The following is a 23,933-nucleotide window of genomic DNA, read 5'->3' on the forward strand; positions in this document are numbered from 1 at the left end:
TATAATCACTCATCTAATTCAAATAGCGCTCGGGACACACATATGGACGATAACAAGAGCAAGGCGCTCGTAGCGGCACTCGCGCAAATCGAACGTCAGTTCGGTAAGGGCGCCATCATGAAAATGGGCGAAAATCAGATTCAGGGCGATCTGCAGGTCGTTTCCACAGGCTCCCTTGGTCTGGATCTGGGCCTTGGCGTTGGTGGCTTACCTCGCGGGCGTGTTGTAGAAATTTTCGGACCAGAATCATCAGGTAAAACCACCCTTTGTCTGCACGTTGTAGCTGAAGTCCAAAAACTCGGCGGTGTTGCAGCTTATATCGATGCTGAAAACGCACTTGATCCCGTTTATGCCAGCAAACTGGGCGTAAACGTATCCGAAATGCTGATTTCACAGCCTGACACCGGCGAGCAAGGCCTGGAAATCGCCGATATGCTGGTTCGCTCTGGCGGCGTAGATATCATCGTGGTCGACTCCGTTGCAGCCCTGACACCCAAAGCCGAAATCGAAGGCGAGATGGGCGATGTACACGTGGGCCTGCAGGCACGCCTGATGAGCCAGGCTCTGCGTAAGCTCACCGGCAATATCAAACGCACCAACACGCTGGTGATCTTTATTAACCAGCTGCGGATGAAAATTGGCAATATGATGCCGGGGCAAAGCCCTGAAACCACCACAGGTGGTAATGCACTGAAGTTCTACGCATCGGTTCGCCTTGATATCCGCCGTATTGGTGCCGTAAAGAAAGGTGACGAGATCATCGGCAACCAAACCAAGGTCAAAATCGCCAAAAATAAGGTAGCCCCCCCTTTCCGTATTGTGACCTTTGATATTCTTTATGGCGAAGGCATTAGCCATGAGGGCGAAATCATTGAATACGGTGTTACGCATAAAATCGTTGAAAAAGCCGGTGCCTGGTATAGCTACAACGGCAATAAAATCGGCCAGGGCATGGAAAACTCCCGCCAGTACCTGAAAGACAATCCTGAAGTTGCCGCTGAAATCGAGCAAAAAATTCGTGCCAAATTAGGTGCGGGCGGCTTACTGCCAGTCGACCCTACTGCTTTGCTTGATGATGGCAAAGAAGAAGAACTAGACGCTTAAACCCTTCCCTGGCCCCCCTTTGCCGAGGGGCCAGTTATCGATTCTTGCTGATGAATCGATGCAATGAATGAGTTACCAATGACAAGCGCTCTACGCAATAAAGCCCTACAACACCTGTCCCGCCGGGATCATTCGCGTGCAGAGCTACGGCTCAAACTCCTGCCCCTTACAGAAAACCCCGATGAAGTCGATACGGTACTTGATGATTTTATCGAACGTGGCTGGCAATCTGATGCACGCTTTGCCGAGCAATGGGTTTTCTACCGCTCGCAGCGTTATGGCCCGCAGCGCCTGCGCGCCGAACTGCAGCAAAAAGGGGTATCCGGCGAGATTATTTCTGCCGTAATGGAAGAGCACGGCAACACAGAGCTGGAACAAGCCCGCGCACTTTGGCACAAAAAATTCGGCACCGTGCCCCGGGATATTAAAGAAAAAAACAAACAGCTACGCTTCTTAGTCAGCCGTGGCTTTTCTGTGTCCGTAATTTACAGGGTAGTAGGCGGTGAGGATGACAGTTTCTAACCTTATAGCCTGATTTTCAGGCAGAGTTTCCCCACAGAACGTGCGTCGTTGTTTACAGAAAATAGCCCGTTAATCATGAGAATGATTTTCAAACAAACTGACTTTCTCAAGAATCTACAGCATCACCCCTGAAAAACAAGTCCTTCCTTAGCAATCTCAAACCATTCAACACTACCAGCAGACTCACCCCCATATCGGCAAACACAGCCATCCACAGTGTGCCGTGCCCTGCCAGAGTGAGGCCCAAAAACAGCGCTTTTACCAGCAGCGCCAGCGTGATGTTTTGCACCAGGATGCGATGCGTGGCTTGGGATAAACGGATGAACTCGGGGATTTTGCGCAGATCGTCATCCATCAGCGCCACATCGGCGGTTTCGATAGCAGTGTCTGTGCCTGCTGCGCCCATGGCAAAGCCAATATCGGCGCGCGCCAGTGCGGGCGCATCGTTGATGCCGTCCCCCACCATACCGGACGATGCGGCCATGCCTTCCACGAGGCGCAGCTTATCTTCTGGCAATAAATTACCGTGCGCTTGGGCAATACCCAGATCGCTAGCAATCGCGGCCACGGTGTGCTCGTTATCCCCGGACAACACGATCGTTTCCACACCTAAGGCTTGCAGCTGAGCAATCGCTTCGCGGCTGTTTGGCCGTAGTGTGTCCGCCACGGCAAACAGCGCCAGCACGCGATCGGACGCCAATACCACCACCGATTTACCCTGTTTTTCCAGCACTTGCAACTGCGCTTCCAGCGCGTGCGAGCAAAGGCCCAGCTCTTCGATCAGGCGATGATTGCCCATTGCATAAGACGTGCCCTCAATCTGCCCGCTGATGCCGCGCCCCAGCAACGCCTTTACATCGCTCACCTCAAGGTAATCTTTGCTCTGCGCCGCAATCGCCTTAGAAACAGGGTGATCCGAGCGCGCGCCCAGGCTGGCGGCGATATGCTGGCAAACCTCTAGAGGCACATCTGCCAGCGCGGCCAGATCGGTTTGCACTGGTTTGCCAAAAGTGAGCGTGCCGGTTTTATCCAGCGCCAGGCTTTTTAGCTTGCGCCCCTCTTCTAAATATACGCCACCCTTAATTAATATCCCCAGCCGTGCCGCACGGGCCAGCCCGCTCACTATCGTCACCGGCGTAGAAATGACAAGCGCACAGGGGCAGGCAATCACCAGCATGGCCAGCGCACGATAAATCCACTCCAGCCACGCGCCGCCCATAAATAGCGGTGGAATTACCGCCACGGCCAAGGCCAGCAGGCAAACGACGGGGGTGTAAATTTTAGAAAAGCGATCCACAAAACGCTGGGTTGGCGCACGTACGCCCTGCGCCGCCTCCACCGCATGGATAATCCGCGCCAGCATGGTGTTGCCCGCCGCCGCCGTTACCCGATATTCAAACGAGCCCGTTTCATTGATCGTGCTGGCAAATACCGTATCGCCAATCTTCTTTTCAACCGGCAGGCTTTCACCGGTAATGGCAGCCTGATTAACAAACGACTGCCCGGCAATCACCTCACCATCCAGCGCAATTCGCTCGCCTGGCCGTACTCGCAAAACGCTGCCCAATGCAATATCGGCAGCCGCCTGCTCCTGCCAGCTGCCGTTCGCTTGCTGCACCGTGGCGCGCTCTGGTGCGAGCTGCAATAAGCCACTAATCGCGTTTCTGGCGCGCCCCAAAGATTTGGCCTCAATCAGCTCGGCAAGGGTAAACAACACCATCACCATCGCAGCTTCCGGCCACTGGCCAATTAACAATGCGCCCGTTACGGCAATACTCATCAGCGCATTGATATTTAAATCGCCATTAGATACTGCAATCCAGCCTTTTTTGTAAGTTATCAGCCCACAAACCAGCACCGCCGCAATTGCCAACACCGCCGTCAGCCACACCGGCATCGCCAGCCAATCGCAAACCTCAGCCCCTACCGCTAAGACGCCTGCCAAAGCCAAAGGCCACCAAGGCTTGGCCACTTCGGCAACGACTGCTTTACTTCCGTCATCCACACGCGGTGTAAAGCCCAGCTCGGCAATTGCAGCCAGAATCGCAGGCAAAGCCTCCTGGCTATGCGAAACGGTGAGCACGCGTTGCAGCAAATTGAACTGCAGGCCACTCACCTCCGCCATCGCCCCCAGCTTTTTACGAATCAGCCCTTCTTCGGTCGGGCAATCCATTTGCTGAATATAAATTTTACTCAACACCCCAGCACCATCGCCTTGAGGCAAAGGCGGTGGTGGCGAGCCAACAACGCGATAGCGGGGTTTGGCGGGGGAAGAATGGTTGCAGCAATTGGACACGGTGCGTACTCCTGATAAGCTTGAGGCCATTACACAGCCTGAAGCCACTTCAGGGTCAAGCACCATTGCAAAATATGTTTTGCCGGGCGGCTGACATCCGTCAGCCTTTGGCGTGAAGCAAAGATATCAGTGGGCTTTACTTACCTAAGACCGGCATGCACATGAACCAAGGGCGTGCGTAAAACTTAGCTCAAGCACGAAGGAAAACCATGAAAATCGGTGAACTCGCCCAGGCCGCACAATGCACAGTCGAAACGATCAGGTATTACGAAAAGGAGTCTCTGCTGCCTGCGCCTGCCCGCACCAGCGGCAATTACCGTGATTACAGTGAGATTCATCTGGAGCGCTTAAGCTTTATCCGCAACTGCCGCGCTCTGGACATGACGCATCAGGAAATCCGTGCCTTGTTGCAATTAATGGATCAGCCAGAAGACAACTGCCACTCGGTGAACAACCTGCTCGACGCACATATCGGGCATGTCAGCATCCGGATTCAGGAGCTGCTGAAGCTGGAGGCGCAGCTAAAAACACTCAGGCAGCAGTGCCAAAGCGAGCAAGCGGTGCAAGACTGCGGCATTGTGCAAGGTTTAAATAATATGGAAGTCAGCAATACACCTGAACGGCATACTCATTTAGGCTAGTATCTTACACACACAAAACCTGCACCTAACCCACCGGATTCGTGAATGTCGCCTTTTTTCAGAAAAATCGCCCTCTATATCGTTGCCCGCCCGCGCCTTGTTGCAAAGCTGATGAAATTTGGCTTGAACTGGTTTCCAGCCATCCGCCGCACCGGCTGCAAAGTGACCGCCGTATCGCCCGATGTGCGCTATATCCGTGTGGAGCTGCCGCTTAATTGGAAGACGCGCAATATCAATGGTACGATTTTTGGCGGCAGCATGTTTGCCGCCACTGACCCGTTTTATATGAGCATACTATATTTAAATCTGGGGGATGATTTTGTAGTTTGGGACAAAGGCGGCACCATCCGCTTTAAACGCCCGGGCCGCGGTACGCTGGTGGCCGAATTTAAAATCGACGAATCCGAGCTCACCGAAATCCGCGACCTGCTCGCCCTCACCCCGGAAATAGACCGCGTCTACCCCGTACAGCTCATCGATCAAAAAGGCTATGTCTGCGCCGAAGTAGAACGCGTCTTATACATCGCTCATAAAAGCGCTTACGACAATAAAATGGCAGAAAGGCGGGCAAAGCGGGATTTGGCCAATATTTTAGAATAAACAAATTACAATATTAAATATGCCTATGTAATTCCAACGGACTGGATAATCCAGCCTGTTGGAATAAAACCCCGTATGCTATATTCTCAAACGCAATCACTCATAGGTAATAAGTAACAATATCCAATATAATCCAACAGATAAAAATACTTACTCCCTATTTTTTTAATCACATTAGGAAACGCCACCATTTTCACATTAAGCAGCACTTGCCTGTATTGTCGAAATTAAACCAGCATACATTGCCTCATCATCCCCACCCACATAGATGCAACGCGGATCAGAGGGTAATGTTAAATCAGTTGCAAAGCCAGCCAGCGAATCGTGCATATAGCTATCAAAAAAACCAATCAGCTCCGCATCTTTTTTTTCATCCAATCCTTTACCATCTTGAGCATCTTTCCAAGCCTTTAATAAGCCTTGATAGTGTGGTCGCAATTTTTTACCTGGCTGGGCTAATTTAATAATCTGCTCCGTTTCTTGTACCAGTAATCGATCATACATGGGCAAACTCACCCCTGTTTTGCCAATACTGGGCAAGCTATCTAGCTTTGCTTTTTCTTTAAGCCAATTGTCTTTGGCAATTTCTAACTCATCTTTTGCTTGTGCTTCATCTTGCAATAGCTGGGGGTCTACTTCTCCACCTGCACGGGTCTGCATATTACGTTGGTTTTGCACGGCCCCACTAGCTTTTCGCGCTTTTTTATTCGCCTGCTTATATTTTTCTTCTAAATCACCGACTTTTTTTCCTAATTCCTCATGATTTTTTTTAAATTTTACTTCTTGATCTTCATTGGTTTTTAATTGCGCGGCCCGTGAATTTTTTATTCTAAAAAATCGCCATAAAAAATAATAATACATATGCGAAAGCACCGTTCTACCGAGGGTGCTATTGCTAATTTTAGCTTGATAATTACTATAGGCTTTTAAAAAGTCTGGTGACACATCAAAATCTTTATCCACCCTGATTACTTTTAGCTCCTCCATGCTCATTAATGGCACGCCCTTTTCCATGGCTAATTGATACATCGCCAATAGGGGGATCTGCCCCAATATTTCCTTTTGTTCTAGGCTTTTACCTTCCTCGCCGGGGCGATAGCCGCCACCCACATCAGAGTGCATGCCGGGGTAGACCATTTCAATACAATTGCCAGGGTAATGCTGGCCCACTCTAACGCTATCGCTAGGGAAAGAGTGCCTTTGCTCATGCGCCGCCACCATATGCACGCAATGAGCCACCAAGCCGGAGCGCGGAATACGCAAATCACTCGCCCACTCCATATGGCCATCGGCCCAAGTAGGGCTAGGATCGGCCCCTGGCTCGCCAAAGGCCAGCTTGGCTAAGCCATTACTATGGTTATCCCTGCGGGAGACCAGGCTTTTTTCATAAGCAGCCCATTTGGCTGAGGTGGCATCGCTAGCCGCCAAGGCGGTTGCCACCCCAGAGCCTGCGGGTAAGCCTACCGAAGCCACGGTATCAAACAGGCCCATAAAATAAATGGTTAATGGCGCATCTTTACCATTGGGCAATTTATACAAGCCATCAGGGCACAGCTTATCCAGAATCAGCGCAAAAGCCCGTGCCAAAGCGGCCCCGCGCGAAAAGCCAAATAATGACACGCGTATTTCAGTGATTTCTTCCTGAGTATGTCCAACCACGGTCTTAAACTGATCTTTGGCCCAATTCAAGCGTTTTCTGCCACCGCCACCAAAAGCCAGGCCCAAAGTACCGCCCCCATTATCACCAATATCTTTAAAATAGGTACCTAAGCCCGGTATGTAAAAGCGATAAACCCCTGTAGCCATATCGTCTTTATGGTGTGCACGAAATAAGCGGGCTACATTGCTATGCTCAAAAGTCCCCACATCCGCGTCTACATTATTCCCCGTACCATCAAAGAAAAATGCCAAATTCAGGGTAATACAGCATTTAAGCCCCTGTGCGGGCTTAAAGGCAGGCGTACTTACCATAGGCAATACCGGCATGATTGCTGCAGAAATCGAATCCGCGCCTTCTTCTTTGGCAAAATCCGCACTGGCTTGCAAGGGAATGGCTTGAATTTTTAGTGAGGGGCTACGTGCTTTACTCATGGTGTAACCCCATTCTCTTTTAATTGCCGATCAGTCAACCTTGGATAGGCATTGGGGGCGATTAATTGAGCAGCGGTACACATTGGCATTACATAGGACTCCCCAGTGCGACTCTGTGTTTTTTCATCAAAAGGTAAAATAAGCCGTGGCGGCGAATAGGTATTGGTAATTGCCGCTTCTACGTGGCCATCTTCATAAATATGCGCTTCTAAATAACGGGCATCGGCAGGCGGTGGTGTGGTAATCAAGGCTTCGGCCTCTTTCCAGAAATTCCGCTTTAAGAGAAAAAGCTCGCCCGTAGAGGAATACTCTTTAAACTTACAATAATCAGCCACCCACTTCACTTTCACCTTAATCGGCAAGCGGCTATTTGGCCACCAACTACCACAGCAAGTGCTTTTACTCCCTCCCGCTGTCTGGGTGCTTAAACCCATATTTCCCCCTCCTTGGCCATTAATTTCATAACTATCGATATAGCGATTGGTATAGTTATATCCGTGCAAGGCCAGCGAAACACTTTCTGAAGCATAGCTACTGCAGCCAGCAAGAATTAGCCCGAGCAGGCTTAGGCATTGTTTGATTTTACTCATGGGTTTACCCCTGCATTTTTCAATTGCCGATCAGTCAGCTCTGGATAGGCATTTGGGTCGATTAACTGGGCAGCGGTACACATTGGCGCCACATATGCTTCCCCTGTTCGACTATGTGTTTTTTTATCAAAAGGTAAAATAAGCCGTGGCGGTGAATAGGTATTGGTAATCGCCGCTTCTACATGGCCATCTTCATAAATATGCGCTTCTAAATAACGGGCATCGGCAGGCGGTGGTGTGGTGATCAAGGCTTCGGCCTCTTTCCAGAAGTTGCGTATTGAATAAAACACTTCTCCTGTCGACGTCATTGATTTGTATTCACAAGAATCCCCCACCCACTTCACTTTTACCTTAATTGGTAAGCGGCTATTCGTCCACCAGCTCCCACAACAAACACTTCCCCCTCCGCCTGAGGTAGAGGTACTAAGAAAAAGATTCCCCCCTCCCTGGCCATTAATTGAATAACTATCGATATAGCGATTGGTATAGTTATATCCGTGCAAGGTCAGCGAAACCCTTTCTGAGGCATAGCTACTGCAGCCAGCAAGAATTAGCCCGAGCAGGCTTAGGCATTGTTTGATTTTACTCATGGTGTAACCCCATTCTCTTTCAATTGCCGATCAGTCAGCTCTGGGTAGGCATTCGGGTCAATTAACTGAGCCGCTGTACACATTGGAGAAACAAAGGTCTCTCCCGTGCGGCTCTGTGTATTTTCATCAAAAGGTAAAATAAGCCGTGGCGGCGAATAGGTATTAGTAATTGCCGCTTCTACATGGCCATCTTCATAAATATGCGCTTCTAAATAACGGGCATCGGCAGGCGGTGGTGTGGTAATCAGGGCTTCGGCCTCTTTCCAAAAACGACGTATTGAATAAAAAACCTCTCCCGTCGAAGTGATTGATTTATATTTACACGAATCCCCTGTCCACTTCACTTTTACCTTAATCGGCAAGCGGCTATTCGTCCACCAGCTCCCACAGCAAACACTTCCCCCTCCCCCTGATGTAGAGGTACTAAGGAAAAGATTCCCCCCTCCCTGGCCATTAATTGAATAACTATCGATATAGCGATTGGTATAGTTATATCCGTGCAAGGTCAGCGAAACCCTTTCTGAGGCATAGCTACTGCAGCCAGCAAGAATTAGCCCAAGCAGGCTTAGGCAATATTTAATATTATTCATCACGTCCCTTATTCATTATTTTTAATGATGATATTTACGATATGGAAAAGCTTATTTTGCATTTTTAATCGCTAATTCCAATGTATGTACCCGGCCTTCAGCCAGCACAGCTTGCCATTTTTCTTCATGATTAAAGTGTGGACCCCACTGTAAAGCTAATGCACAGTAATAAAGTTGATCCATAAATTGTGTAAATTCATTTTGAATAGCCTGATCGCGCTGCATTTGCACAAATTGAAACCGAGCAGCTCTAGTCATTGGATAAAACAATGAAGGGAATTGCTCTCCTAATTGCACCTGCAATTGATCTGTTTCGGCCATTTTCATTAAAGGCTCTTGCTGCTTATCAGATAGCGCCAATGGCCATTTTAATAAATCATGCTCATCTTCATCAATTGCCTGCTTAAATAACAAACCATCTCGCCCCAACCAGAACCAATGCTCCCCCAACGCTAAAAAATCCCTTTGCACTGGCGCTTCAAGCACGGCCAATAAGCTAGGCAAAATGCGTGGATCATAAAAGCGCAATAAGGCAAGCTGGCCTTCTAACTTCACGTCTAATCGTGCATTTAAACGCTGTGCCAGCTCTGCTGGTGGTAATCCAGAGCAAATCCAACTGCAGCAATCCCCCAATAAAGCAGCCGTAATTGTTTCGTTCAGCAAATACTCATTTTGATCTACACGCACTAACCAAGGAGCTTCTGTCTTCGCCGTTGATTCAGGCGTGCCATCAAACAAGCAATAACCCTTATCAGCCTGCATAATCCGTAGCCACCGCCTTGCATTATCTGTATTTGCTAAATCAATTAGAGCATATATAGGTGTAGCAATATTATTTTTTTGTAAATCTAATTTAATACTTTCATGCTGTTCAGATAAAAAAGCAGGTAATGTAGTTAATTGCATAATAAGTTACCTTGGAATAAAAGGAGCCGCATTTTTCGCTGCGCGTAATAAGCAAGGAATACACACTTCCCCTGGAAAAATAGGCAAAGGCGGGTTCATTTGCGCCGGCCCACTCAACTCATGGCTAGCCCCTTTAATGCTTACCTTCCCCGGACAATGAATCTCGATATTGCCTCCCTTTAGCCTGATATAGGCACCACCTGCGGTGAGGAGTACTTCATCAGCTGCGGCGATTTCTACTTTTTCTTTGCAGGCCGTGATTTTTACATTTTTGTCGGCGGTAATTTCCACATCGTCACTCTGCGCCTGCAGCTGGATTTTGCCTTTGGCTGCAATCAGTTTTAACGCGACTTTATCTTTTACCCCGGCTACAAACAGGCTGATGTGCTGACCTACATTATGTATCCAGCGGCGGCCGGAGGTCTGGTTGGTGTCTCTTTGGGCGACCAGATCGAGATTAGTGCCTGCTGCGATGGTCTGGCTTTGTGGGCTGGTGATCGCCACGCCGTCCTCGCCGTGCAGCAGGATGATGTTTTGTCCACCAGCCTGATCTTTGGATTGGCTTTTGCCATCTTTATCGGTGTTTGACCCAGCTTCAAAGCTTTTGCTGGCGTGCACATGGTGGTGCAGATGGCCGGTGGTGGCACTGTTGCCTGCGCTGTTGTCCGGCTTAACAGTTTGATCATCGTCACCGGTTTCAATGGTATCGGCGAGTTGATTCGTTGCCGTTTCACCCAGGCTTTGGGCCAGTGCCAGGGCGGACTCCAGCTGGCTTTGCGCGGGGCTGTGATCGAGCTGCGTGCCGCTGGCGCCGCTTTTGGCTTCGGTGCTGATGAGTAAGCCATTGGCGCGAATGGCACCTTGCTTGTCGCTGCGTAATTCAAAGCCTTCGCCGCGTGGCTCCCCCTTGCCGTCGGTACGCGGGTGGATCAGATAGCCAAGGTTAAGCTGGGTTTTACCATGCTCGCTCGATAGCTTGGTGCAAACTTCGCCCTTGGTATCATCAAACAGCAGCTCGCCATACTGGCCGCCCTCGTGCTCTTTGGTTTTGATACCGGATAACGTTTTATTGGCAGGCAGAGCGCCAGCGCCACTGAATGTCGGCACAGGGTGGCTGCCGTTATGGACCACGCCAGTGACAATCGGGCGGTCGATGTCGCCTTCGATAAAATCGACTAAAACTTCCTGACCGATGCGCGGGATGAACTGATGCCCAAAGCCAGCGCCTGCCGATGGGTAGGCCACGCGGATCCAGCAGGATGACTTGTCATCCATGTTTGCGCCAAACTCAGGGTGCTCTGCGGCACGCTGCCAGTGGAATTCTATTTTTATGCGCCCCTGCTCATCGGTGTGCACCTCTGATCCGGCAGGGCCGACGACGGTGGCGGTTTGCACGCCAAAGCTTTTGGGCTTGCTGTGTTCGATATGGGCAAAAGCGGGCACGATCGGCTGGCCGCGCCTTTGGGCGGTGAAGTTAGCTTGATAAGGGGGATTATTCGCGGCTAAAGCCGCTCCTGCGAGTAAGCCGGGCGCGACTAAGCTAAGTTGCTGGGTAAGATCCGCTGGAAGGTTATTGTTTGCGGTAAATTTCAGCTCGGTGATAGCAAATTCACGCTGCTCGGCGCTATCCCATTCATGTGCGGGGTGGTCTTCCAGGCGGAACCACTGCCCGGCTTGCAGGCTGCGTAAAGTACCAGAGCCGCTAAAGGATTTCTTTTGCGCGTCCATTGCCTGCTGACGCAAATTAGCATAGTGGCTTAAGCCTTCCGCATCGCTGGCGTAATAGAGCGATTGCGGGTCATAATCTTCAAAACTTACCTGCAGCTGCTGTCCGCCATCACCCTGATCGATGCTACTTTCATTAAAACTTTCGTTGGTGCTGGTAGCTTTGTAATCAAAGCTGGCAAGCGATATACTGCTGCTGCCGATTTGCCGCTGACTCTGCCATTCAGTCAGACTATCGCTCTCTTCCGTGGCGTCGGCTCTGTGAAATCTAACAAATGGATCTGTCGCTTCTGCAATTGCAAAAGCATCATCAAACACAAACAACTGAACCTGAGGACTATTGCCCGGCAAATAATTAAATAACCAGGCTAAGCCTTCCTCTGCTAATAATCGTGTCAGAAAGTCGAAATCGGATTCGCGGTATTGTAAACAATAGGATCGCGGTGAATGCGTGCCGGAGAGTTTGAAATCCAGCGTTTGCACCGAGGCAAACACCGGATTTTTGTCCTGATGCTCAGCCAGTACCTGTTTCACAATATCGGGGACGGATAAATCCTGAAACACGCGGGAAGTGCGCCGGTATCTGAGTAAGGCAAACGGCGGCTCTACCGTCAGCGCATACTTCGCAAAGCCGCCATCCGAGCCCAGTAATTGCGCTTGGGAGACAACCCCACAGCGCTCAACCGCCTCACCATTCGCATTTTCAATAGATAAAACGACTGGCAAACCCAGTAGCGATTTAAGCTCTAAGCCACCGTCGGGGGATAAGCAATCGACCTGGTAGCGGCATGCCTGATTGATGCCCTCGCTGCCTGTTACGCGCTGGGGCAATAACTGCTCACCCCATATTGCACCATCGCCTAATTGCAGAGAAATAAGACGCTGGTTTTGTGAAAAAGCAGCAGCAAAACAGGCTAGTAGATCATTCGGTTTCATAGGGGCTCAGGAGCTTAGGCAGAGCCCATAATTTTACATGAAACTTTGCCCTACCATGCAGGCTTATTATCTACTCCTTATTTCAAGAATAAGCAATCCACCTTACCAGAAAAACAAACCACCCCAAAAACAAGAAAAAAAAAGGCAAACAATGGGTGATCTCACTCACATATATCGTTGCTTGCCCGTAAGCCCTAACAAAAACCAGTATTTCAAATTCAAAAAAAGCTTACCTGCAATTACGCAATGCCTTCAAAAACCGATAGCCAATATCGCCCAAAGTGTAACTACCGAGCCGACAAAGGCAATGCCGTAGCAAAACAGCCGCGCCACGGGGCCCGCATGAATGCCGACATCGTGCAGGCTATGAAAAATACGATGCACCGCATGCCATAAAAACAGCACGATAATCGCCAAGATCAAAGCCTTGCCTACGAGATGCTGAGCAAAGCCCTGCATATTGGCGTAAGAAAATAACTCGGCAGGCAATAGACCCAAAGGTGCTGCGAAGCTGGTAATAAAGACCAGTACTGCCCCGATCAGTGCCGACAACATGCCGCCCGCACCAAAAAGCAGCCAGAAAACCGGCTCATTTGAACGCTTTAAACTTGTTTTCATTACATTCCCCTTGCAATAAACCACAGCACCGCAAACACCAACACACTAGCCCCCGCTGCGGCGGCAAGGCCTGCGGTGGTAATGGTGGCAGCGGCTACTTTTTGCCCACCGACTTTCATAGGCGGCAAGGTACGCGGCATGATTTTGAACCAGGTGTAGCCGTGGTAAAGCATCGCGGCAAAAATGACCAGATTGATAATCAGCATCGGTCCGCTGGCCACAAAGGCACGATAACTATTCCATGCAGCCTCGCCTTGTGTAAGACAAATTAGCCCGGCGAGCAGCTCCAGCGCGTAAGCCAGCACAAAAAAAGCCGTGCCTTCGTGCACCATATATTCAATAAAAAAAGGATTACGCCGCCACCAGCCGGCCATAGGGCGGATATAGGGTTTTCTGGCATTCATTTGCAACCGCCTTTTTGATCAGGTGAGGGTAAAAAGCGAAAGAAAAAATCGCGCGCGCTCGCCATTTTATTGATATTTACCGCATTGGCCGGATCGACCATTTTTGGACAGACTTCGGAGCAATACCCCACGGCGGTGCAGTTAAAAACGCCGACTTGCGAGTTAATCAAGGCCATACGCTCGTCCGAGCCGCCATCTCTGGAATCCAGGTTATAGCGCTGCAATAGTGCAATGGCACCGGGGCCGATAAAGTCAGGGTTTAAACCAACCTGCGGGCAGGCTGCGTAGCACAGCATGCAGTTAATACAGCCCGCAAATTGCGAATACACATCCATTTCGGCGGGCGTTTGTAAGTATTCCCCTTCCTGCAAAGACTTGGCTTCTTTCGGGATCAGGTAGGGCTTCACGCTTTCCAGCTTTTCGATAAAGCTGTCCATCACCACCACCAGATCACGCTCGATCGGAAAATGCGCCAGCGCTTCGATCTTTACGCCTTGAGGGTAATCCCTCAGAAAGGTTTTACAGGCAAGTGCAGGCTTACCATCCACCATCATGCCACAGCTGCCACAAATGGCTTGCCTGCAAGACCAGCGAAAGCTTAATGTGCCGTCCAGCTCATCCTTGATATGGTTCAGCGCGCCTAGTACAGATAAATCATCACTAAAGGGCACGGCATAATCCTGCCAAACCGGATGCTCGTCTTGCTCCGGGCGGTAGCGAAGGATGGATACGGTTACTTTGGTATTCATACGTTTTTCTCCATCTTTTCGGCGGCTTCCCCTGCCGCGCCATAGGCACGCACTTTGGGTGCTGAGCGGGTAATTTTTACATCGCTATAGGTAAGCGTTGGTGCTGCGCTGCCCTGGTAATGCGCCAGAGAATGCTTAAGGAAATTCACATCGTCGCGCGCTTCATAGCCATCAAGACGCTGATGCGCGCCGCGTGATTCGCGCCGGTGCAGCGCCGAATGCGCCATAGCTTCGGCCACATCCAGCTGATAGCCCAGCTCGATGGCCAGTAGCCATTCGCTATTCCATACGGAGGATTTATCTTCAACCCGGATATGCTGATAGCGCTGCTTCAGCGCAGCCAGCTTCTCGCAAGTGGCTTGCATGCTGGCTGCTAAGCGATAAATACCGCAGCCCTCTTCCATAGTTTGCGCCATTTCACGGCGAATATCGGCCGCACGCTCGCTGCCCGCTTGCTGACGAATCTGCAGTGCTGGCAAGGCCGCGGCTTCGGCTAGTTTTAATAAGGTAGCGCTGTTTTTGGGCCCAGCAGATTTGGCATAGCGCGTGGCGGATTCACCCGCGACTTTGCCAAACACTGACAGCTCAGCAAGGGAATTTGAACCAAGACGATTCGCGCCATGAATGCCCACGCTGGAGCACTCACCCGCAGCAAACAGCCCCGGCAAGGATGCCGCACAGTGGATATCAACCGGAATGCCGCCCATGGTGTAGTGCACCGCCGGGCGTACCGGAATAGGCTGGGTCACCGGGTCGATATCCATAAATTCGCGGGCCAGCTCGCAAATTTGTGGCAGACGCTCGTGCAGTGTTTTTACACCCAAATGGCGTAAATCCAGATGCACTACCGCGCCGTAGCGCCCCTCTATGGTGCGGTTCTTTTGCATTTCATGCCAGAACGCTTGCGACAACCTATCACGCGGGCCAAGCTCCATCGCCTTATTGCGCGGTTTATCTTCGGCAGGGCCCAGGCCATAATCCTGCAGATAGCGATAGCCGTCTTTATTAACGAGTAAGCCGCCTTCGCCACGGCAGGCCTCGGTAAACAACAAGCCCGTGCCAGGCATACAGGTAGGATGATACTGCACAAATTCCATATCACGCAGCGGCACGCCATGGCGATAAGCCACCGCCATGCCGTCCCCAGTCACAATTCCGCCATTGGTGTTTTCGCGGAACACCCGCCCAGCGCCGCCGGTGGCCATTACCACTGCGCCCGCCTCGATCAGGATAAATTCACCACTGGCAATTTCGATCGCCAGAATCCCTTGTACGCGGCCATCGGCCACGATCAGGTCGACCAGAAAATATTCATCAAAGCGCGTAATTGAAGGGTATTTCATTGAGGTCTGGAATAGCGTGTGCAGCATATGAAAGCCGGTTTTATCCGCTGCAAACCAAGTGCGCTCGATTTTCATGCCACCAAAGGGGCGCACATTGATATGACCGTCTTCCTTACGGCTCCACGGGCAACCCCAATGCTCCAGCTGCACCATTTCGCGCGTGCATTCGCCCACAAAATAGTCGACTACATCCTGCTCGCACAGCCAATCGCCACCAGAAACGGTGTCATTAAAATGATGCTCCAGGCTGTCATGCGCCTGCACCACGCCGGCCGATCCGCCCTCTGCCGCCACCGTGTGGCTGCGCATCGGATACACCTTAGACAACAGCGCCACGGTCTGAGCCGGGTCGGCCTCGGCCGCCGCAATCGCCGCCCGCAAACCCGCACCGCCCGCACCTACAATCACCACATCCGCTTTAAATACCCGCATACCTCAACGCCTACGCCATGCTTGGCGAATCAAATCAGAAGCAATCAATGTAAGGGGATTTTGCTCAAAGCAGCTTGATCCTGATCATCTGAGGGATAAGTCGCAATGTCATAAACATGAAAGAATAAAAACAAGTTGACATAAAAAAGATGTAATTTAAATTTGTTGCCCCTGCATATCAAATAGCCTTTGCCGCCAGAAAATATTATCCGGCGCAGTCACCATCCGGCCAAGGAGAAGCATCAGACGCCCGTACGCTATTTCGCCATCCGCACAATTGCCATGCAATCGGCCAATGTCAGCCTGCCACGTTCTCCAAGCGGAAAGGCCTTATGTTTGGGCAATAAATTACCGACAGCCAATGCTACTTCATCTGCATTTAGCCCATAAGCCGCCAGATGCGTGGGCAAGCCCATTTGCTCAAAAAAATCTACTGTGGCATGAATAGCTGCATGGGCAACCTCATGATCGCTGCCGGAGAATCCCCACACACGGCGGCCATACTGAGCAAGTTTAAGCAATTTATCGTCAAAACAATAACGCAGTAAGCTTGGCAGCACCACGGCCAGCGTCTGGGCATGATCCATATCATAGAGCGTTGTCAGCTCATGACCGATGGCGTGACTAACCCAATCCTGCGGCTGCCCAACGCCAACCAGGCCAAACAGGGCCTGGTTGGCACACCACATATAGTTAGCCCGTGCGTTGATATCATCAGGATGAGCCAGCGTAACCGGCCCGACTTCGATCAGGGTGGATAAAATCCCCTCTGCCAACCGGTCTTGCAAACGTGCTTCGGCAGGAAAGGTGAGGTATTGCTCGGTGGTATGGATAAATGCATCAACCACACCATTGCTGATCTGACGCGAAGGTAAACTCAGCGTCAGAGCAGGATCAAGTACGGCGCAGCGTGGAAATACCATGGCATTTTTAAACGACATTTTGTCTTGCGTAGCACGGCGGGAAATCACCGAAGCAAAATTACTCTCCGCTCCTGTGGCGGGTAAAGTCAGCACCACGGCAATCGGCAAGGCGCACCTGATAGGCGTGCGATTGCCCACAATCAACCAGGGATCAATCTCCTCATCCAGTAATGCTGCAGCCGCAATAAACTTAGCCCCATCAATCACCGAGCCGCCGCCCACAGCCAATACCCAATCTACTTTGGCAACTTTAGCCTGTGCAGCGGCGCGCATCAGCGTTTCGTATTCCGGGTTGGCTTCAACCCCTGCAAACTCGAAGACCTCATGCTGCGATAAAGCCACCATCACCTGCTGATAAACGCCATTTTGCTTAATGCTGCCACCGCCATACACCAGAAGCACACGGCTAGCCGCAGGAATCTCCACAGCGAGCTGCGCCACCTGCCCCTGCCCGAAATGAATACGCGTTGGTGCATGGAAACTAAAATTCTGCATAATAACTCTCCCTAGCCAGGCACAAAGCTTACACCTACTTGAGGTATTAGAGAGTAGATTGGCGAGAATGCAGCAAAGCAGGCAAAACAAGAAGGGCCTGCCCGATAAAAAACAGCATAGACAGCGGCCATCGCAGATATTGCCCGGACCCAGTCTGTATTCAAAAAAATGGCATCAACAGCAATGCTGCTTAAGGAAATACGATCACAAATAAAAAAGCGAAAGCACAATGCTTTCGCTTTTTTATTTGCATCAGAGTTTGATCAGCGCAAATAACTCTCTGTTGGCACAATCACTAATCCTGCACGCTGCCCAACAGCAATATCAGGGTTAGGAAAGATCACCCGGGCATCGGTTTCATGCACAACATACTGCATGCCTTCATCCTCAGCCAGAATGGTACCGGGAGCCAGCGGGGTAAAATTATCCATTTTTGCATCAATATGTAAAACGAAAGCATCGCTCTGCTTGATGATTTCGCGCGAGACTTTATACAAACCCAAATGAGCGGGCACCACATCACCATCCGGTAAATCTCCGCTGATTAAACCTTCCAGATAGGCCTGCATTTTACTTAAATCCACACCGCCATTTTGCCCAAAAGGCATCGCCCGGCCCAGCTCAATGGTAAAGGCCGCTGCACCGCAATGCTGGCTGGAGAAAAACGAGAATGTAGTCGATGTGGTTGATTGCAAAAGCACCGCATCCACACCTGCGCTGGCTAAACGAGCCACCTGCAAAGGATCAAAATCCCGGCCCTGTGGTGGTAAGGGGTAAATAGCAAATTTTTCAATCAGGGAGCCATGAATCGCCGTATGTAAATCGTAATGAAGACGCGGCTTACTATCCTGAATCGATCTGGAAAAAAACCGCATCAGCTGCATTTCCAGCATAGCGGCACGGCGAGCTTCATCGCCGTCTTCCACATCCGGCAGACGGCAAAACAAGCGGTTCATATCCTGATCAATGCAGCGCACACCCTGACGCATGGCCTCAATATTACCAAACACACAAAGTACGCGTGCGCGCACTTTTAACTGACCTTCTAAAATCTGGCTGACAATCCGATCAAGTAGTTCGACAGGTGCCGTTTCATTGCCATGAATACCGCAGCTCAGCACCATATCCAGCTGTCTGTCACCTGGATTTTTAGGCTCAAAGCGAATCACCCCTTCATCCATCACCTGCACATGCGTGCCATTGGGCAGGCAATATGGCAAGGCAATACAGGTTTTACCTGCCAAAGTTTGTTCTAAAAAAGAGTTACTCATTTCCGGTCGTTTTCTTTTTGAATAGTTTGTCAGTCTAGCAGATTGTGACAGGAGGCTATTGCCGCCCGCCCGCGCCCGCGGTTTGCCCAGCCAGTATCAAAGGGCCAGTGCAGTGCGTAAACAGCACCCCATAGCGAAGTCGCTCATCTGCTTCCAAAATAAAAAATAAGGCGCATTTCGCGCCTTATTTTCTTATCAAGCCAGCTGGCAGGGATAAATCGAGCCCAGATGTAAAATCTGAGTCAGCTCATCCAGCGCTGTGCGTACTTCAATAATCAGCTGGGGATCGGCCAAATCGGCCTCGGTGAGGCGATCGCGATAATGCTGGTCTACCCAGGTATTCAAGCTGGCAAACAGCGCATCATTCATCCAGATATGCGGGTTCACAGCCGCCAGCTCTTTTTCCTGCAATGCCACACGTAAGCGTAAGCAAGCCGGGCCTCCGCCGTTTTGCATACTTTGCTTCAAATCGAACACCATCAGCTCGGCAATCGGGCCATTACTGGCCAGCATACCCTGCAAGTAATCCCAAACCGCAGGTGTGGCACGGCATTCATCCGGCACCACCAGATTCTGACGGCCATCAGCCCGAGCCAGCAGCTGGCTGTTAAAGAGATATGACTTCACCGCATCGGCCACGCTCACTTGCACCAGCGGCACTTCAATGACCTGCAAACCACCACCGAGCTTAGCGTCCAGCTCGGCATAGACTGCCGCCTGCTGCAAAAAAGCTGTTTCGTGGACAAACAATACGCGCTGATTACCCACCGAAATCACATCATTATGAAACACCCCGGCATCAATCACCGCTGGGTTTTGCTGAGCAAATACCAGCTTATCTGAGCTTAAACCATGCAAACGGGCAATTGCCTCACCCGCTTCTCTTGTCTGGCGTGCCGGGAATTTCTGTGGCTCCACTGCGCCGCCCCAGTGCTGGCGGCCATAAACAAAAAATTCAACACCCGCTTTGGCATAGTCATGACAAAAACGGGTGTGGTTTGCCGCACCTTCATCGCCAAACACGGCTTGCATCGGCAAGGCATCATGATGAGCAAAAACTGCATCATTATTAAACATTGCTTTGAGCGAACGGGTGGTTTGAGCATGCTCGATTGCACGGTGAAACTTATTTTGCAAATTGGCAGCCGTAAAGTGCACACGGCCATCTGCAGTATCTGCTGAAGGGCTGACGGTTGCGGCATTGGCAGTCCACATACTGGACGCAGAAGATACATTGGCCAAAAGGCCCGGCGAGGCTTTGGCCACCGCAGCCAGCACGCTGGCGTCATCCCCGCCAAAACCCAGCTCACGCAACAAGCCAATAGCCGGGCGCTCTTGCGGCACAAACACGCCCTGCTTATAACCCAGATCAGCCAGCGCTTTCATTTTGGCCAGGCCTTGCTTGGCCGCCTCACGCGGGTTAGCTGCTTTATTAGCATTGGATGTAGACGCCACATTACCAAAAGAATGGCCACCATAATGATGAGTCGGGCCCACTAAACCATCAAAATTGGCTTCAAAACTAATCGACATTTTTCTTTCTTCCTATCTCAAGACACAGGCGGGCAAAGATCACTCCGGCGGCCTGATTTCTCATCCATTAATCAATTGACATACCCGGCAGCAAAACAGAGGGCATTGCTAATAATTCTGTTTCTAAAGATGCGACAGGGTAAGCACAATAATCTGCTGCGTAATAGGCACTGGGGCGGTGATTACCGCTGGAGCCTACCCCGCCAAACGGCCCTGCACTGGAAGCACCGGTCAGTGGTTTGTTCCAATTAACAATACCCGCCCGTGATTCGCGCCAGAATAGTTTATAGCGCTCATGACGATCAGAAAGCAGACCCGCTGCCAAACCGAAACGGCTGCGGTTAGCCAGGCGGATAGCCTCATCAAAGTGACCATAACGCTGCAATTGCAGTAGCGGACCAAAATATTCTTCGTCAGGCAACTCTGCAATTTCGCTAACATCCAGAATACCAGCCGTAAGCATTGCTGTGCCAGGGTTCAGGCGGCACATTTTCAGTAAAGCCTTGCCGCCCTGCCGAATCAATGACTCTTGTACTGCCAGCATTTTATCCGCCTTATCCATGGTAATCATGGCCCCCATAAAGGGAGGCGGCTCGGCATCCCACGGGCCCACTCGTAATTCGGCGCTGACATTGATCAGGCGCTCCAAGAATAAATCACCCCATTCTCCCTCTGGCACAAAGAGGCGCCGGGCACATGAGCAGCGCTGACCGGCAGAAATAAAGGCAGATTGAATTACATGATGGATGGCGGCAGATATATCTCGGACCTCATCGACAACCAGCGCATTATTGCCCCCCATCTCCAACGCCAGAATTTTATCCGGCCGGTCTGAAAACTGCTGATGTACGGCAAAGCCTGCTGCCGAGCTGCCGGTAAAAAACACGCCATCCAAATCAGCATGGGCAGTCAGCAAAGCGCCTGTTGCCGCCCCACCCTGCAATAAATTCATCACGCCAACAGGCAAACCTGCCGCCAGCCAAAGCTCAACCGTCTTTTGAGCCGTCATCGGCGCGTATTCAGAAGGCTTGAAAACCACAGTATTACCTGCCAGTAAAGCAGGAACGATGTGCCCGTTAGGCAAATGGGCAGGAAAATTGTAAGGCCCCAGTACGGCCACCACACCATGCGGGCGGTGACGTAAAATTACACTGGCATCTCCTTGAGTAAATTCCTTGCGAAAAGTACGCTCCTCAAAAGCACGGATCGAAATATCGACCTTACTCACCATGCTGGCAACTTCCATGACCGCTTCCCAGCGGGGCTTACCCGTTTCCAGCCCGATAGTGGCTGCAAGCTCGTCAGAATTGGCTTGCAATAAATCGGCAAAACAACGAAGCACCGCAATCCGGTTACTCAGCTCCGTGTCCCGCCACAATGGAAACGCTGCCCTTGCCGCCACTACAGCCGCATCAACTTCCTGCCCACTTGCTGCATTGCCTACCCAAACTGCCTGCTGACTCACCGGATTACGTGAAGCCCACGCATCGCCCTTACCCACAGACCAGCGCCCATCGATTAACTGCATAATTTACCCCCTGGCAGATAGCGGTACCGCGCGCACGCTGTCACCCGCAGCAATGCCAAGCTGATCCAGAACAAGCTGTGTCAGTTGCAAACCACTGTCAGTTTTCTGTGCAATGGCAATGACACAGCGAAACCCCAGCAGCTGACGGTTTGAAACCAGCCATGGGATGCCAGCCTCCGTACTCACCGGCTGAGCCTCATAGCAATCACTTGCGCGCACCGCCCGTACCTGCTCCAGCTCGCATTCCAGTGTCGGGCCCGCATCAAAAATATCCACATAACCTTGGTAATGAAAGCCCTCTGCCTCCAGCATGGCACGGGCAGGACGTGTAGCTGCGTGCACTTCTCCAATGACCTGGCGTGCTTCTTCGGGCAAAAAACAGGTGTAAATCGGATGTTGCGGCATCAGTTCGGCAATAAACGATTTACTGCCAACGTAAGACAAGAAGTCGGCGCGGGCAAAATCCATACGAAAAAAATGCCGCCCCAGGCTCTCCCAGAACGGCGAGCGTCCCTCTTCATCCGAAATTCCGCGCATTTCGGCAATAATGCGATGCGAAAAACGGGCACTGTGCTCGGCCATAAACAAAAAACGCGCCTTGGACAAAAGGCTGCCATTGCCATCTTTACGATAATGAGGCAACAAAAACAAAGAACAAAGCTCACTGGAGCCAGTCATATCACTGTTTAAAAACAGGGTTTCCAGTTGCTTATAAATACCCAACTCACGTGAGGCATGCACATTGATGCCTACCCGGTAGTTGTACCAGGTTTCATGCATACCCACGGCCACCTCAATGCCTGAAGTGCCGACAATTTTACCGGTGAGCTCGTCCTCAAGCACAAACACATAACTTGCATCTGCAGCATCTGGGGCAGCAGTATTAAGCGAAGTTTCACTAGCTAAAATTCGCGCAGACAGACGTTCAGGATTGGCCTGCAGCGTGGTTACCCCCACTCCGGCTTCTTTTGCCAAAGCCAGCAGTTCGGGTAAATCTTCTGTCTCAATCGGGCGAATCAACATTCAAAAAACTCCTCTTTAATCAGGCAGTTTACTGCTCATAAATCACTACAAAAGAGCAGAAAACCCAGATATATGCTCATTCTCAGCTGCAAACCTAAATCTCTGGACGCATAGTGTGCCCTTCGCCCTGCAGATCTTCAAATAAGGCAATACCACTCACAAAAATATTCAAACAATATTCAGAATGACTGCAGTGCGCCCCTTAAAGAGGCTCACAACAACTAAACCATGCCATTCATCCCGAGAACACAAGCTCAATTGAGAAAAGCTGCCATGCATAACATAAGTACAGCTACTATTTTCAATCGCTAGCAGTGATCAGCCAATTATCTTTAATACCACTTTAAAATCTAACAAAGCGCACTTTTCATTACATCGGGACAAGCCCCAACTGTTTGATATGCCCTTGTAAACAGACACTAATTTAATTACTTGCTTTCAAGTTAAGCCAAAATTGACTATGAATAAGTCACCGATAAAGTAGATAAAAAGGCCTGAAAGTGAAGCGCGTGCTTATAAAATACAGTAGCAAAATAGCCACAGGCAGCTGCCGGCAAGCTAATAATAAAAATCTGATGGGCGGGCACAGCGCCTTAACACTCACGACTCTGCGAAAAACAATACAACCCTGACCACCGACAGCCAGAAACATGCTTCATCAGGCCATCACAACAGGATGCCACCCAATGCCCATCACACACAAAATTCAAAATGACCTTTGCACTATTTTAATCAGAGGGGAAATCTCCATTTACACCTCGAAACTCATGCAGGAAACACTCCTCGAATTATTACAATCAGAACACATAATTCATATTGATTTATCTGAAGTCAATGAAATTGACAGCGCTGGAATTCAACTTTTAATTAGTTTAAAAAAATATGCACACAATAAAAAAACCACATTGCAGTTCCAAGAACATAGCCTGTGTGTACTGGATGTAATTGATCTTTACAATATTGCAGCCGAACTGGGTGACCCGCTCGTACTCACCCAGCGCTGATCATGAACAATTTACAATC

Annotated in this window: 21 protein-coding genes; 5 read left to right on the top strand and 16 right to left on the bottom strand. The window is 50.5% G+C overall.

The genetic code is table 11. The features are described 5' to 3' along the window. Window positions 1-42: 42 nt before the first annotated feature. Together recA and recX are read left to right on the top strand one after the other, a co-directional pair. Complete coding sequence (gene recA / locus EJO50_RS07630; RefSeq protein WP_125972990.1) at window positions 43-1,104, top strand: recombinase RecA; 1,062 nt, start codon at window positions 43-45, stop codon at window positions 1,102-1,104. 78 nt (window positions 1,105-1,182) lie between these two features. Continuing rightward, the gene (gene recX / locus EJO50_RS07635; protein WP_125972992.1) at window positions 1,183-1,626 is read left to right on the top strand and encodes a recombination regulator RecX; all 444 of its coding nucleotides are present in this window, start codon (window positions 1,183-1,185) and stop codon (window positions 1,624-1,626) included. 106 nt (window positions 1,627-1,732) lie between these two features. On the opposite strand, the gene EJO50_RS07640 is transcribed toward recX, so the two are convergent. Beyond that, window positions 1,733-3,952 carry a heavy metal translocating P-type ATPase gene (locus EJO50_RS07640; RefSeq protein WP_233702195.1) on the bottom strand — a complete coding sequence of 740 codons (2,220 nt, stop codon included), beginning with the start codon at window positions 3,950-3,952 and terminating at the stop codon, window positions 1,733-1,735. A 179-nt stretch (window positions 3,953-4,131) separates the two neighbouring features. On the opposite strand from EJO50_RS07640, the gene cadR reads away from it, so the two are divergent. Together cadR and EJO50_RS07650 are read left to right on the top strand one after the other, a co-directional pair. After that, a complete protein-coding gene (gene cadR / locus EJO50_RS07645; RefSeq protein ID WP_125972995.1) occupies window positions 4,132-4,563 on the top strand; it encodes a Cd(II)/Pb(II)-responsive transcriptional regulator in 432 nt (143 codons plus the stop codon). Window positions 4,564-4,608: 45 nt separating this feature from the next. Then, window positions 4,609-5,163: a DUF4442 domain-containing protein gene (locus tag EJO50_RS07650; RefSeq protein ID WP_125972997.1), complete on the top strand. Its 555-nt coding sequence runs from the start codon at window positions 4,609-4,611 to the stop codon at window positions 5,161-5,163. Between the two features lie 198 nt (window positions 5,164-5,361). Here EJO50_RS07650 and EJO50_RS07655 read toward each other — a convergent pair whose 3' ends face one another. From EJO50_RS07655 to astA, 15 genes are all read right to left on the bottom strand, one after another. Beyond that, window positions 5,362-7,254, bottom strand: a complete 1,893-nt coding sequence (locus EJO50_RS07655; RefSeq protein WP_125972999.1) for a T6SS phospholipase effector Tle1-like catalytic domain-containing protein — start codon at window positions 7,252-7,254, stop codon at window positions 5,362-5,364. Then, window positions 7,251-7,844, bottom strand: coding sequence for a DUF3304 domain-containing protein (locus tag EJO50_RS07660; protein ID WP_125973001.1), 594 nt, complete (start codon window positions 7,842-7,844; stop codon window positions 7,251-7,253). The genes EJO50_RS07655 and EJO50_RS07660 overlap by 4 nt, the downstream gene beginning before the upstream one ends. Beyond that, the gene (locus EJO50_RS07665) at window positions 7,841-8,434 is read right to left on the bottom strand and encodes a DUF3304 domain-containing protein (protein WP_125973003.1); all 594 of its coding nucleotides are present in this window, start codon (window positions 8,432-8,434) and stop codon (window positions 7,841-7,843) included. The genes EJO50_RS07660 and EJO50_RS07665 overlap by 4 nt, the downstream gene beginning before the upstream one ends. After that, on the bottom strand, window positions 8,431-9,024 hold the full coding sequence (locus EJO50_RS07670; RefSeq protein WP_125973005.1) for a DUF3304 domain-containing protein: 594 nt from the start codon (window positions 9,022-9,024) through the stop codon (window positions 8,431-8,433). The genes EJO50_RS07665 and EJO50_RS07670 overlap by 4 nt, the downstream gene beginning before the upstream one ends. Before the next feature lie 51 nt (window positions 9,025-9,075). Continuing rightward, a complete protein-coding gene (locus EJO50_RS07675) occupies window positions 9,076-9,930 on the bottom strand; it encodes a DUF4123 domain-containing protein (RefSeq protein ID WP_125973007.1) in 855 nt (284 codons plus the stop codon). Window positions 9,931-9,936: 6 nt separating this feature from the next. Continuing rightward, window positions 9,937-12,591, bottom strand: a complete 2,655-nt coding sequence (locus EJO50_RS07680; protein WP_125973009.1) for a type VI secretion system Vgr family protein — start codon at window positions 12,589-12,591, stop codon at window positions 9,937-9,939. 252 nt (window positions 12,592-12,843) lie between these two features. After that, entirely contained in the window at window positions 12,844-13,209 is a 366-nt protein-coding gene (frdD, locus tag EJO50_RS07685; protein ID WP_125973011.1) for a fumarate reductase subunit FrdD, read from the bottom strand. After that, window positions 13,209-13,613: a fumarate reductase subunit C gene (locus EJO50_RS07690; protein WP_125973013.1), complete on the bottom strand. Its 405-nt coding sequence runs from the start codon at window positions 13,611-13,613 to the stop codon at window positions 13,209-13,211. The genes frdD and EJO50_RS07690 overlap by 1 nt, the downstream gene beginning before the upstream one ends. Then, entirely contained in the window at window positions 13,610-14,362 is a 753-nt protein-coding gene (locus EJO50_RS07695; protein WP_125973015.1) for a succinate dehydrogenase/fumarate reductase iron-sulfur subunit, read from the bottom strand. The genes EJO50_RS07690 and EJO50_RS07695 overlap by 4 nt, the downstream gene beginning before the upstream one ends. Further along, window positions 14,359-16,137, bottom strand: a complete 1,779-nt coding sequence (gene frdA, locus EJO50_RS07700) for a fumarate reductase (quinol) flavoprotein subunit (RefSeq protein ID WP_125973017.1) — start codon at window positions 16,135-16,137, stop codon at window positions 14,359-14,361. The genes EJO50_RS07695 and frdA overlap by 4 nt, the downstream gene beginning before the upstream one ends. 257 nt (window positions 16,138-16,394) lie before the next feature. Next, window positions 16,395-17,555 (bottom strand): iron-containing alcohol dehydrogenase, encoded by a 1,161-nt coding sequence (locus EJO50_RS07705; protein ID WP_125973019.1) that lies wholly within the window; start codon window positions 17,553-17,555, stop codon window positions 16,395-16,397. A 263-nt stretch (window positions 17,556-17,818) separates the two neighbouring features. Next, entirely contained in the window at window positions 17,819-18,826 is a 1,008-nt protein-coding gene (gene astE / locus EJO50_RS07710; protein WP_125973021.1) for a succinylglutamate desuccinylase, read from the bottom strand. Window positions 18,827-19,021: 195 nt separating this feature from the next. After that, window positions 19,022-20,359 carry an N-succinylarginine dihydrolase gene (gene astB / locus EJO50_RS07715; RefSeq protein WP_125973023.1) on the bottom strand — a complete coding sequence of 446 codons (1,338 nt, stop codon included), beginning with the start codon at window positions 20,357-20,359 and terminating at the stop codon, window positions 19,022-19,024. Window positions 20,360-20,426: 67 nt separating this feature from the next. Further along, on the bottom strand, window positions 20,427-21,887 hold the full coding sequence (astD, locus tag EJO50_RS07720; protein ID WP_125973025.1) for a succinylglutamate-semialdehyde dehydrogenase: 1,461 nt from the start codon (window positions 21,885-21,887) through the stop codon (window positions 20,427-20,429). A gap of 3 nt (window positions 21,888-21,890) precedes the next feature. Further along, window positions 21,891-22,910, bottom strand: a complete 1,020-nt coding sequence (astA, locus tag EJO50_RS07725) for an arginine N-succinyltransferase (RefSeq protein ID WP_125973027.1) — start codon at window positions 22,908-22,910, stop codon at window positions 21,891-21,893. A 650-nt stretch (window positions 22,911-23,560) separates the two neighbouring features. Between astA and EJO50_RS07730 the strand changes: the two genes are divergently transcribed. Then, window positions 23,561-23,914 carry an STAS domain-containing protein gene (locus tag EJO50_RS07730; RefSeq protein ID WP_125973029.1) on the top strand — a complete coding sequence of 118 codons (354 nt, stop codon included), beginning with the start codon at window positions 23,561-23,563 and terminating at the stop codon, window positions 23,912-23,914. Window positions 23,915-23,933 lie beyond the last annotated feature (19 nt).

This window comes from Iodobacter ciconiae, assembly GCF_003952345.1.
GTDB classification, from domain to species: Bacteria; Pseudomonadota; Gammaproteobacteria; order Burkholderiales; family Chitinibacteraceae; genus Iodobacter; species Iodobacter ciconiae.